We start from the raw sequence: 12,936 nt of genomic DNA, 5'->3' as shown, positions 1-12,936 counted from the left end.
TTCGTGAATCATGGAAATCACCCGTCTGCGTGCCCTGCGCGGCCCCAACCTGTGGAGCCGGCTGACCAGCTTCGAAGCCCTGGTGCATTGCACCGACACCGAGCTGGCACTGGCCGATCTGCCCGGCTTCGAAGCGCGCCTGCGCGAACGCTTCCCGACCATCGGCGCGATGCGGCCGGTCGGCCATCAAGGCGACATCACACTGGCCCATGTGCTGGGCTTCGCCACCCTCGGCCTGCAGGCCGAGGCCGGTTGCCCGGTCAGCTTCGTGCGCTGCAACGCCACCGTGGATCGCGGGGTGTTCCAGGTGGTGGTGGAATACACCGAAGAGGCCGTGGGGCGCATGGCGGTCGATTTCGCCGAGCAGCTGATCGCCGCGGCGCTGGCCGATGCGCCCTTCGATCTGGCCGCGATCGTCCAGCAGCTGCATGAACTCGATGCCGACATCCGCCTCGGACCGAGCACCGCATCGATCGTCCATGCCGCCGTGGCGCGCGGCATCCCCTACCGCCGGCTGACCGACGGTTCGCTGGTGCAGTTCGGCTGGGGCAGCAAGCAGCGGCGCATCCAGGCGGCCGAGATCGATTCCACCTCGGCCATCGCCGAGTCGATCGCCCAGGACAAGGACCTGACCAAGCAGCTGCTGCGCGCCGCCGGCGTGCCCACGCCCGACGGTCGGCCGGTGACGGACGCCGAAGACGCCTGGGCGGCGATGTGCGAGATCGGCGACGCGGTGGTGGTCAAGCCGCAGGACGGCAACCAGGGCAAGGGCGTGACGGTGAACATCCTCACCCGCGACCACCTCGAAGTGGCCTATCACGCCGCGCACGACTACAGCGACGAGGTGATGGTCGAGCGCTTCAGCCCGGGCCATGACTTCCGCCTGCTGGTGGTGGGCAACACGCTGGTTGCCGCTGCGCGGCGCGAGCCGCCGCACGTGATCGGCGACGGCGAGCACACCGTGCGCCAGCTGGTCGACATCGTCAATGCCGATCCGCGCCGCGGCGAAGGCCATGCCACCTCGCTGACCAAGATCCGCTTCGACGAGATCGCCGTGGCCCGTCTCAAGCTGCAGGGCTTCACCCCGGAAGACGTGCCGCCCAAGGGGGCGCGCGTGGTGTTGCGCAACAATGCCAACCTGTCGACCGGCGGCACCGCCACCGACGTGACCGACGATGTCCACCCCGAGGTGGCGGCGCGTGCCATCGAGGCCGCGCAGATGATCGGCCTCGACATCTGCGGTGTCGACGTGGTGTGCGAGACGGTCGGCCAGCCGCTCGAAGCGCAGGGCGGCAGCATCGTCGAAGTCAATGCCGCGCCCGGTCTGCGCATGCACCTGTCGCCCAGTTACGGCAAGGGGCGCGACGTGGGTCAGGCGGTGGTCGACATGCTCTACACCAACGGCGACAACGGCCGCATTCCGGTGGTGGCCGTCACCGGCACCAACGGCAAGACCACCACGGTGCGCCTGATGGCCCACCTGCTCACGCAGGCCGGCTACCGCACCGGCTTCACCGGCACCGAGGGCGTGCATGTGAACGGCCGCTGCACCGACACCGGCGACTGCAGCGGACCGAAGAGCGCGCGCAACGTGCTCAGCCATCCCGAGGTCGATGCCGCGGTGCTCGAATGCGCGCGCGGCGGCATGCTGCGCGAGGGCCTGGGCTTCGACATGTGCGATGTGGCCATCGTCACCAACATCGGCGTGGGCGACCACCTCGGGCTCAACTACATCAATTCGGTCGAAGATCTGTCGGTGCTCAAGCGCGTGGTCGTGCAGAACGTAGCGCCCACCGGCACCGCCGTGCTCAATGCCTGCGATCCGCACACCGTGGCGATGGCTGTGCACTGCCCCGGCAAAGTGGTGTTCTTCGCCAGCCAGGCCGATGCGCCGGCCGCCGCCCTGCACCGGGCGCTGGGGCGCCGGGTGGTGGTGCGCGAGGGCGACGATCTGTGCGCGGTCGAAGGCGAGGTGATTCATCGCATCCCCCTGGCGCGGGTGCCGCTGACGCTGGGCGGCGCGATCGCCTTCCAGGTCGAAAACGTCATGGCCGTCATGGCAGCGGCGTGGTCGCTGGACATCGACTGGGCGGTGATCGACCGTGCGCTGGAAACCTTCGAGAGCACCACGGCCTCCGCGCCGGGGCGTTTCAACCTGTTCCGCCACCGCGGTGCCACCGTGATCGCCGACTACGGCCACAACCCGGATGCCATCTCGGCGCTGGTGCGGGCCGTCGAAGCCATGCCCGGCAAGCGGCGCAGCGTGGTGATCAGCGGCGCCGGCGACCGGCGCGACGAAGACATCACCGCCCAGACGCGCCAGCTCGGCGACGCCTTCGACGACGTGATCCTCTACGAGGACGCCTGCCAGCGCGGCCGTGCCGACGGCGAAGTGCTGCGCCTGCTGCGCGAAGGGCTGGCCGACGCGCGCCGCACCGCCCGGGTGGACGAGATCTACGGCGAGTTCCTGGCCATCGACACCGCCCTCGACCGCCTGGACGAGGGCGACCTGTGCCTGATCCTCATCGATCAGGTGGACGCGGCGCTGGCTCACATCGGTCAGCGGGTGGTCGCCCGCTGATGTGAATCGGTATCAAACGCGGGCATTGCGGCGAAGACTGCCGCAATGCCCGTGGCGGCATGCCCCCCGGGGTTTAGGTCATCGATCGACCCGGCCCGAACTCGCAGCGCCCACCGTCGGCAGGCCCATCGTCACTCGATACAGCCCCCACAGCAAGGCCAACGGGACGACGACCGTCCGCATCAGAAAGACGACGATCAGGCGGATCATGCGTTCCGCGCCATGGGATCTGCGATGTTTGCTGTCTTGCGACTATGCTGATGTGCTATTTTGCGCGCTGATGGTCAACGCACAAGCGGCAAAGAGGAGAGAAGCATGCACGCAGACATGAGTTTCGACGGACAACGTCTGACCTGGTCCGGCTCCGGGGTGTTCAAGGCGACATCGGGCATGGTGGGTTTTCAGATGCCGACGAACGATTGTGTGCCGGATGCGGGGCCGACGCCGCAGGGATTGTACAAGGTCTATGTGGCGGATCGGGGCGTGGCCAAGGATGACGGCAGCGGCACCTGCAACCTGTCGCCGGCCTGGGGGGTTCAGTCGATTCCGCGCGGTGTCGATGCGGGCGACTGCGAGCCCTACTGGGCCAACTGGGGGCGCAACCGGGTTCGACTGGAGCCGGCCGATGCCGAGACGCGAAACGCCTGCTCACCGCGCCGCGGGGGCTTTTATCTGCATGACTCGACCAAAGGCTACAGCCACGGTTGCATCGAGGTGGAGCCCGGGTTTTTCCCTGTCTTGCGTGCGCGCTCCGTGGGGGCGACGAAAGGCTATTTCCTGCTGCGGGTGAAGTACGCGGAAGGTAGGCGGACCAATGGGGGCACGCGTGTTTAGGCCCTTCTGTTTGCTCGGTGCTGTTTTTCTTTCAACGGCATGCGCGGCTGTTGACGGCCCGGTGATGCCGTTGCCTGCCATGGATAATCGCTTGGCCGACTGCGTGGATCTCGTCCCTAGGAGCTTGCGTGTCGAGCACGGTTCGCTCTGGCTTGATGCGGATGCCACCGTGATTCAACCGATCGGGGCCTGCGGCTGTGTGTCCGCCATGGCGGGGTATCACAGCCTGGTTCTGCAGGGAGGCAGGCAGATCCTGCTCCATCGCGGCGAAGTGAATCTGAAATCCGGTGGATTGAAGGCGTTTGATTTGGGTGCCGTGGGGGCCGATGGTGATGCCAGAACCTTGCGTTTGATGTGCGCCGGGCCGCGTTGAGAGGATCATTGGGGCCGGTGTCATTGATCAGTAGCCCCATCAATCTCAACTGGGCGACGCCGGACGAACCGGTGCGCTCTCTTTGTCGGACTGGAGCTGATCCCGCGCGCGCCTCAGCCACGCTTGCGCTTCATCGTCGTTCGTGCCGGTTGCAATCATCGGCGTGAACTCGCGTTCAAAGGCCTCCAGAAGGTTTGTCGGATGGTCGCGCAGATACCGATCGATCTGCTCAATTGTCCATATCACTTCATCCCGCCACGTGGATTTCAGGTAATCGGCAAGCACGTCGGCTTCGGTGTTGTGGTCATCGCACCAGTCCTGATGAAAGTACGCACTCAAGAGCTGTTCGAGTGCGGGATATGAGGTGTCGCTCATCGGGAAACTCAAGGGATCGGGAACGCCGTCAGTATGTAGTAAAGCTTGCCGGCAATCGCCTTCTTCTGCAGCACGGTGCGCACCGTCGACATGGGCGCGAGCTGCCCGCTGGTGCGGGCGACACCGTGGCTGGTGCGACCCGATGCAGGCCGCTGGTAGGAATCCGGGGGTCCTCCGATTTCCCGGATTTCCCTGCGCTGCATTCGAGCGAGGGTGAGCTTTGTGCCCCCGTGGCTCAGGCCAGCCGCGAGCGGTCGATGTCGGCCAGGGTGGCGCAACCGGTCAGCGCCATCGTCACTTCCAGTTCCTCGCGCAGCAGCTTGAGCACGTGGGCGACACCCAGCGCGCCGACGGTAGCCAGGATTGCCTGGACGAGGGCGACCTGTGCCTGATCCTCATCGATCAGGTGGACGCGGCGCTGGTCCACATCGGTCAGCGGGTGGTCGCCCGCTGATGTGAATCGGTGTCAGACGCGGGCATTGCGGCGGAGGCTGCCGTGATGCCCGTGGCGCCGGTGCATCGGGAGTGCGCAGGGGCGCATGCCATGATCGGTCCGGTGGATTCAACCGCGGGGAACTGCGCTAGAATGCTGCGCATTGAGAAGCAATCGCATTTACCGGTCGTGTAGCCAAGCCGCCGCCAGGAGGCACATCGGTGATCTCTTCAGCCTTCCTCCCTGGCCCATGTTCGAGCGCTACTACCGCGAGCTGAAAAACTTCCTCACCCGCAAGGTCAATGACAGCGATACCGCATCGGACTTGGCGCAGGAAAGCTACATCCGGGTCCTGGCGCTACAGCAGTCGGGGGCGGTAATCGGCGATCCCAGAGCGCTGCTCTATCGGGTGGCCCGGAATCTGCTCGTCGACCGGGCACGCCACGATGCCGTCCGCGGCCTCGCCTCGCTCGATGCGCTCGGGGATGACCAGGGTCCGCACGCGCCGACCCACTTGCAGCCCGAAGCGCAGTACGCGGCGCTTCAGTATGTCCGGGCGATGGTTCAGGCCATCGAGAGCCTGCCGCCCCGGTGCCGGGAGGCGTTCATCCTCAATCGCTTCGATGGGCTATCGCACCAGGAGATTGCCGATCGCATGGGGATTTCCCGCAACATGGTGGCGCAGCACATCATGCGCGGTGTCCTGGTCTGCAAGGCCTGTGACGATCGCCATCGCGACCGGGGCGGTGTCGGTCAGGCTGGCGAATGACACCTACATGTGTGTGACCTCAACATGCCATGGTCTCGCTCGTCTACAAAGACATCACGCCCGTACCCGCCCATGAACGCACATCGCCCGACCGACAACCCCTTGAGCGTCGCTGCCAGTTCGCAGGCGTTAGATGAGGGGCGGGATCTGGCGGCGTTCCTGGCCGCTCAAGACGCCGCCACGGTGGTCGCCGCCCGTTGGCTGGTGCGACGACAGGACGGGCTCGGTCCGGAAGAACAGGCCGAACTCGACGCCTGGCTGGCGGCGGACCCGGTCCATGGCGAGGCGCTGCAGGACCTCGAAGGGACTTGGGGCCGGATGGACGAGATCCCGCCGGACAGGGTCGACAGCCTGAAGGCTGCATTGGCGCGGCCATCGGTTTCCCCGCGGACGTCGGCTGTCTGCCACGCCAACAAGCCCACGGGTTTTCTCGGTATCGGTCGGTTCGTGCCGCAACTGGCGACTGCGGCGCTGGTTTTAGCCGTCCTGGGCGGCGGCTGGATGGGGTGGCAGGAGTGGCAAGCGCAGCCGGTATATCAGCAACATCTGGCCACGAACCGCGGCATGCAGCAGCAATTTACCCTGCCGGACGGCAGCACCATCTTGCTGGACACTGCCACACGGGCCGATGTCGTGCTCTACCGCAATCGTCGAACGGTTCGCCTGGACGAAGGGCAGGCGCATTTCAGCGTGAGCCCCGATAGCCGGCGCCCCTTCCATGTTCATGCGGGGACGACGGAGGTCACCGTGGTGGGCACCCGCTTTACCGTCCGGCGAACGCCCTCCGGCGTGCTCGACCACGGTGTCGGCGTTGCCGTCGAAGAAGGGCGGGTCCGGGTTGCCCAAGCACACGCGGCGGTGCGCGGCGAGGAGGGCGACGTGTTGGTGCTCGGCGCGGGCGAGTCGGCCACCGTCGATGCGGCCGGCCGTGTGGCCTTGGCGGATCGTTCCGTCGACATGACGGAGGCGTGGCGGCTCGGTCGCGTCAGCTTCGCGGGAGCCACGCTCGCTCAGGCCGTGGCGGAGTTCGAGCGCTACGGCGACACGCGGGTGGTCATCGACGATCCGGTCGTGGCCAGACTGCGGGTTCACGGGAGTTTTGAGCTGCGCCGGCTGGACGCTTTCCTGAAGGCTTTGCCCGAGGTACTGCCCGTGCGGTTGCGCCGGAGCGGCGGCAAAGTCGAGATCATCCGCGCAGGTTAGCCGCTCGCGGGCGGCTTCCAGTTCCCCGGGGCGATTGCCCGTGCCGGCCGGTGCTCGGACGACCGCGCCGGCTCCATCGCGAGCGCCGGTGCGCCAAGTTCGCCTGACGGCAGCGGTGCCCGCATGCGCCGGCCGGCTTGGCCGGCAAACACTTCTTGCACCGCCCACCTCAACACTCTGTTGCGTCATCCGTCTTCACGGTTGGAAATACTTATCAATCTCATTAAGGGTTCGTTGATGCGCCAACCGTCTCTTTGCCTGAAGCCGCTCGCGGTGGCTACGGCGTTTGCGTTGTTTTCCATCGGCGTCGTCGCGCCGCTCCATGCACAGCAAGGTACGGCGGCGGTCGACATTTCCTTGAAAGCCCAGCCGCTCGGCGCCGCCTTGAACGAACTGGCCAAGCAGGCGGGGCTTCAGCTTCTGGTCAATCCCGACTTGCTCACGGGCAAACAGGCCCCGGCCGTCACCGGTGATCTGACGGTGCGCCAGGCGCTCGATCAAGTGCTTGCGGGGAGCGGCCTGGCGGCCAGGATCGACGGCAGCAGCGTGGTGATCCTGCCTCGGCCCGGCGCAGCCGGGCTGAACCGGGACGTGCAGCTGGCCGAAGTCATCGTGCGGGCGGGCAGCGAGCCGATCAGCCGCTACTCCGGCGCGTCGAGCAATGCCGCCGCCCGTCTGCCGGCCGACCCGATGGATTTGCCGGTGGCCGGTGTCAGCATTCCGCGGGCCGTGATCGAGGATCAGGGCGTGATCCGTGCGGCCGAAGCCGTGCGCAACGTCAGCGGCGTTACCCGCAATCCGGCCTATGTCGGTTTCACCGACAGCTATCGCGTACGCGGCTTCCTGTCTGATACCGGCCTGTGGAACGGTTTTCGCCGCGACTTCTACTTCACCTTTACCGACACGGCGCACCTGGAGCGTGTCGAAGTCATCAAAGGGCCGGCGTCGGTGACCTACGGTGACCTGGAGCCGGGCGGCATCATCAACTACGTGACAAAGCGACCGTCGCGAAACCCGGTCAATAGCGTGCAACTGACGGTCGGCAGCGACAATCTGCTGCGTCCGGAATTTGACGTGGGGGCGACGGCCGGGGAGGATCGCTCGGTGCGTATGCGCTTCACCGGTGCTTTCGAGCAGGCCGACAGTTTCCGCGATCATGTCGACAACCGCCATGCCACGTTGGGCGCCACGCTGGACTGGGACATCCAGCCGGATACCCGCCTGGCGTTGTCCGGCTACTGGCTCGACAGTACGAATACAGCCGACCGTGGCTTCACCAACGATGCCGGACCGATCGTGCTGAAGCTGCCGCGCAGCCGCTTCCTCGACGAGCCGAAGAACCGCTACGATTTCGAACAGACCGACCTCTCGGCCGTGCTCAACCATCGTCTCGACGCGGCATGGTCGGTTCGCGGCGGCGTGAATTGGTATCGCGCCGACAGCGTGCGGGACTCCATCGAGAACGGGCAACTGTCCGGCCAGACCATGTTCCGCCAGTATGTCTATATGCCGCAGACCGACGAGAACACGACGGTCTTTGCCGAGCTGCGCGGGGACCTGCACCTGGCCGGCACCATCCATACGCTGGTGGCCGGCATCGAGCAGGTCGACAAGGCGCAATCGTACGATTTCCGGCGCAACTTCAATGCGAGCGGCACGCCGTTCTACCCGATCGACATTTTCAATCCGGTCTACGGCCAGTATCCGCGCGAGCGCGGTCCGCAGGACCGCTACGACATCGATACGCAAAGCCGTTCGCTGTACGTGCAGGACCTGATCGAGCTCGGCGAGCATTGGCGCATTCTCGCGGGCCTGCGCTACACCTGGTACGAGCAGCGCAACCGCGCCCGCGACCAGAACAGCGACACCTCGCTGGACAAGTCGGAGACGACACCGCGTCTTGGCGTGCTCTACAAATTCAATCCCGAACACAGCATCTTTGCCAGCTACGGCCGTAGTTTCACTCCGCAATTTGCCAACTATGCGCAGCTGGCACCGGGCACCAGCCCAACACCGGAACGGGGCGAACAATATGAAGCCGGCTACAAATACACTTCGCTGGACGAGTCGGTGATTGCAGGCGTGACGCTGTTCCAGATCGTCAAAGAAAACGTGGCAACCACCGATCCCAGCGACAGCAACCAGTTGATCCTCAGCGGCGAGCAGCGCGTGCGTGGCATCGAGTTCGATCTCAATGCCAAGCTCGGCGACGGCTGGAGCCTGATCGGCAGCTATGCCCATCTGCAGGCCGAACTGACCCAGGACACGACGTTGCCGGTCGGTGACCGTCTGCTGAACACGCCGCGCAACCAGGCCAGCCTGTGGGTTCGCCACGATTTCCGGGGCTTGCCCGGCGTGGGTATCGGGGTGGGCGCGTTCTATGTCGGCAAGCGCGAGGCGGAACTGCCCAACACATGGCAGATCCCTGCCTACACGCGCATCGATGCCTCCGCCTACTGGAAGATCGATCGCCAGACCGATCTCGCGCTGCATATCAAGAACGTGACCGACAAGACCTACTACGATACCCAGGGCAACTATCTCTACCCGGGGGCGCCGCGCAGCGCGATGCTGGCGCTCAGGTACACGTTCTGAGATGCGTGCCGGACTCGTCGTGCTGCATCGCTATGTCGGTCTTGCGCTGGCGATCTTCCTCGCCGTCGCGGGCCTGAGCGGTGCGCTGCTGGTGTGGCAACACGAGCTCGATGCGACCTTGAATCCGCGGTGGTTCAAGGTCCATCCGCCGAGTCCGGAGGCACGCCCGCTCGACCCGCTCGCGCTGCGAGAGCGGGTCGCTGCGGCCTATCCCCAGGCTGCGGTCAATGACGTGAATCTGCATATTCGACCACAGGCTTCAATTGTCTTCGGTCTCGAAGCCCGTGCGACGGCGGCAGACGGAGCATCGCTCCCCCTCACCGTCGACGAGGTCTTCGTCGACCCCTACACCGGCAACATTCTCGGCGCCCGCCGTCGCGGGGCGATCCAAGAGGGCTGGCACAATCTCATTCCGTTCATCGATCGGCTGCATTACGCCCTGGCCCTCGACCGGCTGGGGGTGTGGCTGATGGGTGTCGTGGCCTTGTTGTGGACCATCGATTGTTTCAACGGCGCTTACTTGACCTTTCCCGCCCGGCCGCGTGGAGGGCGCCGGCCTGATCGTGCGTGGCCGGCGCGTTGGTGGCGGGCCTGGCAGCTGCGCTTGCGAGGCGGCGTCTACAAACTCAACTACGACTTGCACCGGGCCGGCGGCCTCTGGACATGGGCGATGCTGTTGGTCTTCGCCTGGAGTGGGGTCGCCTTCAATCTCGGGCGCGAGGTCTATCTGCCTGCCATGCAGCAAGCCTTTGTCTTTCAGCCGCTCCCTGAAGCGCTTGCGCCGCGTCGTTCCGAATCGACGACGCCCCGCCTCGACTGGACGGCGGCCCTGGCGATCGGCGAGCGACACATGGCGGCGATGGCCGTCCGGGAGGGGTTCGAGGTGATTCGTGCCGAGAGCCTGCAGTATCAGCCGGCCTCTGCCAGCTACCGCTACCGGGTCACCAGCAGCCTCGACATCCGTGCGGAAGGCAGCACCCAAGTGCTGTTCGACGCCGAAAGCGGCGACCGCTTGCTCTCCTATCTGCCGACCGGCAAAGCGGCCGGCGATACGATCACGACTTGGCTCACGTCGCTGCACCGGGCGCAGATCTGGGGCTTGCCTTACCGGCTCTTCGTCACTGCGCTCGGACTCGTCGTCGCCATGCTGTCGCTGACCGGTGTGTATGTGTGGTGGAAGAAGCGGAACGGGCGTTTGCTGTCGGCAAGCCGGAAGACCCTCCGGCCCGTCACCGATACACCGGCGAATTGAGGCGATCGCCCGGTTTTCCAAACGGACGCTGCGCTGGGTGGCTCAGGCCAGCCGCGAGCGGTCGATGTCGGCCAGGGTGGCGCAGCCGGTCAGTGCCATCGCCACTTCCAGCTCCTCGCGCAGCAGCTTGAGCACGTGGGCCACGCCCAGCGCGCCGGCGGCGGCCAGGGCGTAGGCGTAGGGGCGGCCGATCAGCACGGCGCGGGCGCCCAGGGCGAGCGCCTTGAACACGTCGGTGCCGCGGCGGATGCCGCCGTCGAGCAGCAGGGGCATGGCGTTGCCGACCGCCTCGGCGATCGGCGGCAGGGCGTCGAGGCTGGCCGGTAGGGTGTCGAGCACGCGCCCGCCGTGGTTGGAGACGATCAGCCCGTCGATGCCGATCGCCTGCGCCTGGCGCGCGTCGGCGACGCTCATCACGCCCTTGAGCAGCACCGGCAGGCGGGTGTGCTCGCGCAGCCGGGCGATGTCGCGCCAGGTGGGGGCGCGTGCCATCAGGCCATCGAACACGATGCTGGCGTCGGGCGCCAGTTCGCGCGGCGCGGGGGTGGGCAGGCCGTGCAGGTTGACCGCCTCGACACCGGCCGGCAGATGAAAGCCGGCGCGTTGCTCGCGGTTGCGCACGCCGTTGATCGGCGCGTCCACGGTGATCACCAGCGCGCGGTAGCCGGCCGCCTCGGCGCGTTCGATCAGCGCGCGGTTGGCGCCGGGGTCGGGCTGCACATAGAGCTGAAACCACAGCGGCGCCTCGCTGGCGGCGGCGATCTCTTCCAGGCTCGCGCTGGCCAGCGTGCTCACCACCATGCCGGCGGCCATGGCGCTGGCGGCCATCGCGCTGGCCAGCTCGCCGTGCGGGTGAGCGAGGCGCTGGTAGGCGAGCGGGGCGAGCATCACCGGGTGGGCGAAGGGCTGGCCGAAGAGTTCCAGCCGGGTGTGACCGCCGGCCACCTCGGCGAGCACGCGCGATTCCAGGCGCAGGCGCTCGAAGGCCTCGCGGTTCCAGCGCGCGCTCAACTCGTCGGCGGCGGCGCCGTTGAGGTAGGCCCAGGCGTTGTCGTCGAGGCGCTCGCGGGCGAAGGCTTCGTAGTCGGTGACGGCGGCGATCTCGCGTGGGATGCGCTCGAGGGGCGGCGGGCGGTGGGTCATCGGGCGGGCTCGTGGGCGATCGGATCGGTGGGTGACTGCCAGCCGCCGCCCAGCGCGAGGCTCAGCGCGATGGCGGCGGTGAGGCGGTCGCGGCGGAAACCGGCGAGCTGGTCTTTGGCGTCGAACAGGGTGCGCTGGGCGTCGAGCACCTCGCTCAGGGGGTCGGCGCCCTCGCGGTAGCGCAGCTCGGCAAGCGCCAGGGCGCGGCGCGACTCGGCGACGATGGCCTGCGCGGCCGTTTGCTGGCGGGCGCCGAGCGCGACGTTGCCGAGCGCGTCTTCGACTTCCTTGAGCGCGGCGAGCACCGTCTGGCGGTAGCGTGCGATCTGCTCTTCGCGCCGCGCCTCGGCGCTGTCGATGGCGGCCGCGCGCGCGCCGCCGTCGAACAGGCGCTGGGCCAGCGCGGCGCCCAGGCTGGCGCTGCGGCTCGGGTTGGTGAAGGCGAGCAGGGCCTCGCTGGCCAGCCCGCCGGCGGCGGTCAGGCGCAAGGCGGGCAGCAGCGCGGCGCGCGCGGCGGTGACGTCGGCCGAGGCGGCGGCGAGGCGTGCCTCGGCGGCGGCCAGGTCGGGGCGGCGCAGCAGCAGCTCGGCTGGCAGGCCGGGGGCGACCTCGGGCACCGTCAGTGTGTCCAGCGCCTCGTCGCCGAGGGCGAAGCCCTGCGGTGGTCGGCCGAGCAGCAGGGCGAGCGCCGAGCGGGTCTGCACCAGCTGCTCTTCGAGCGGCAGGATCGCCGCCCGCCGCGCCAGCACGGTGGCGCGCTGGCGGGCGAGGTCGAGCGCCGAGGCGGCGCCGTTGCGGTAGCGCGCCTCGACGATGGCCAGCAGGCGCTCGGCGATGGCCAGGTTGTCGCGCGCGATGGCCAGGCGCGCGCGCAGCGCCAGCGCGTCGACATAGCTGCCGGCGACGCCGGCGGCGAGGCTCAGGCGCAGGGCGACCAGGTCGTGGCGGCTGGCCGCGAGGCCGGCCTCGGCGCCGCTGACCCCGGCGGCGATGCGGCCCCACAGGTCGAGCTCGACGCCCATGCCCAGCGAGGCGCGGGTGCTGCGGCGCTCGACGCCGTCGCTGCGCCGCGCGTCGGTGCCGGCGTCGAGGTCCACGGTGGGGTAGCGCGAAGCGCCGGCGCTGCGCAGCGCGGCCTCGGCCTGGCGCACGCGCGCCGCGCCGATGCCGACATCCGGGCTGGCGGCGAGGGCTTCGTCGATGAGTTGCGCCAGATGCGGCGAGCCGAAGGCCGGCCAGGGGTCGGCGACCGGTGCGCCGGCGGGTGTCGGTGCCGACCACGCGGCGGGCATGTCGATCGACGGCGGCGCCGGCGGTGGCGTGAGCGCACAGGCGGCGAGGCTCAGGGGCAGGAGGAGGGCGGACAGCGGTCGCATGA

General features: G+C 67.8%; 13 protein-coding genes. 8 read left to right on the top strand and 5 right to left on the bottom strand.

Annotated elements, in window-relative coordinates; translation table 11 throughout:
* Positions 1-10 precede the first annotated feature (10 nt).
* Entirely contained in the window at positions 11-2,581 is a 2,571-nt protein-coding gene (cphA, locus tag I8J34_RS04690; protein WP_214360226.1) for a cyanophycin synthetase, read from the top strand.
* 78 nt (positions 2,582-2,659) lie between these two features.
* Here the strand turns inward: cphA and I8J34_RS24815 are convergent, their stop codons facing one another.
* Positions 2,660-2,791: a hypothetical protein gene (locus I8J34_RS24815; RefSeq protein ID WP_255553114.1), complete on the bottom strand. Its 132-nt coding sequence runs from the start codon at positions 2,789-2,791 to the stop codon at positions 2,660-2,662.
* Between the two features lie 105 nt (positions 2,792-2,896).
* On the opposite strand from I8J34_RS24815, the gene I8J34_RS04685 reads away from it, so the two are divergent.
* Positions 2,897-3,415, top strand: a complete 519-nt coding sequence (locus I8J34_RS04685) for a L,D-transpeptidase family protein (RefSeq protein ID WP_214360225.1) — start codon at positions 2,897-2,899, stop codon at positions 3,413-3,415.
* Positions 3,416-3,425: 10 nt separating this feature from the next.
* Positions 3,426-3,788 (top strand): DUF2195 family protein, encoded by a 363-nt coding sequence (locus I8J34_RS04680; protein WP_214360224.1) that lies wholly within the window; start codon positions 3,426-3,428, stop codon positions 3,786-3,788.
* Positions 3,789-3,833: 45 nt separating this feature from the next.
* Here the strand turns inward: I8J34_RS04680 and I8J34_RS04675 are convergent, their stop codons facing one another.
* Both I8J34_RS04675 and I8J34_RS24605 read right to left on the bottom strand, forming a co-directional pair.
* Positions 3,834-4,163, bottom strand: coding sequence for a contact-dependent growth inhibition system immunity protein (locus I8J34_RS04675; RefSeq protein ID WP_214360223.1), 330 nt, complete (start codon positions 4,161-4,163; stop codon positions 3,834-3,836).
* 235 nt (positions 4,164-4,398) lie between these two features.
* Positions 4,399-4,491 (bottom strand): alpha-hydroxy-acid oxidizing protein, encoded by a 93-nt coding sequence (locus tag I8J34_RS24605; RefSeq protein ID WP_230411706.1) that lies wholly within the window; start codon positions 4,489-4,491, stop codon positions 4,399-4,401.
* On the opposite strand from I8J34_RS24605, the gene I8J34_RS24810 reads away from it, so the two are divergent.
* From I8J34_RS24810 to I8J34_RS04650, 5 genes are all read left to right on the top strand, one after another.
* Positions 4,492-4,617 (top strand): hypothetical protein, encoded by a 126-nt coding sequence (locus I8J34_RS24810; protein ID WP_255553113.1) that lies wholly within the window; start codon positions 4,492-4,494, stop codon positions 4,615-4,617.
* 229 nt (positions 4,618-4,846) lie between these two features.
* Positions 4,847-5,365, top strand: a complete 519-nt coding sequence (locus I8J34_RS04665) for a sigma-70 family RNA polymerase sigma factor (protein WP_214360222.1) — start codon at positions 4,847-4,849, stop codon at positions 5,363-5,365.
* 72 nt (positions 5,366-5,437) lie between these two features.
* On the top strand, positions 5,438-6,568 hold the full coding sequence (locus I8J34_RS04660; RefSeq protein WP_214360221.1) for a FecR family protein: 1,131 nt from the start codon (positions 5,438-5,440) through the stop codon (positions 6,566-6,568).
* A gap of 237 nt (positions 6,569-6,805) precedes the next feature.
* Positions 6,806-9,163: a TonB-dependent siderophore receptor gene (locus I8J34_RS04655; protein WP_214360220.1), complete on the top strand. Its 2,358-nt coding sequence runs from the start codon at positions 6,806-6,808 to the stop codon at positions 9,161-9,163.
* Position 9,164: 1 nt separating this feature from the next.
* Positions 9,165-10,415 carry a PepSY-associated TM helix domain-containing protein gene (locus I8J34_RS04650; RefSeq protein WP_214360219.1) on the top strand — a complete coding sequence of 417 codons (1,251 nt, stop codon included), beginning with the start codon at positions 9,165-9,167 and terminating at the stop codon, positions 10,413-10,415.
* A gap of 42 nt (positions 10,416-10,457) precedes the next feature.
* Here I8J34_RS04650 and I8J34_RS04645 read toward each other — a convergent pair whose 3' ends face one another.
* The gene (locus I8J34_RS04645; RefSeq protein ID WP_214360218.1) at positions 10,458-11,558 is read right to left on the bottom strand and encodes an alpha-hydroxy acid oxidase; all 1,101 of its coding nucleotides are present in this window, start codon (positions 11,556-11,558) and stop codon (positions 10,458-10,460) included.
* Positions 11,555-12,934, bottom strand: coding sequence for an efflux transporter outer membrane subunit (locus tag I8J34_RS04640; RefSeq protein WP_230411705.1), 1,380 nt, complete (start codon positions 12,932-12,934; stop codon positions 11,555-11,557). The genes I8J34_RS04645 and I8J34_RS04640 overlap by 4 nt, the downstream gene beginning before the upstream one ends.
* Positions 12,935-12,936: the final 2 nt, after the last annotated feature.

Origin of the sequence: Denitromonas iodatirespirans, from assembly GCF_018524365.1 — a bacterium.
Classification (GTDB): Bacteria; Pseudomonadota; Gammaproteobacteria; order Burkholderiales; family Rhodocyclaceae; genus Nitrogeniibacter; species Nitrogeniibacter iodatirespirans.
This window is presented reverse-complemented; position numbering and strand designations above follow the sequence as displayed.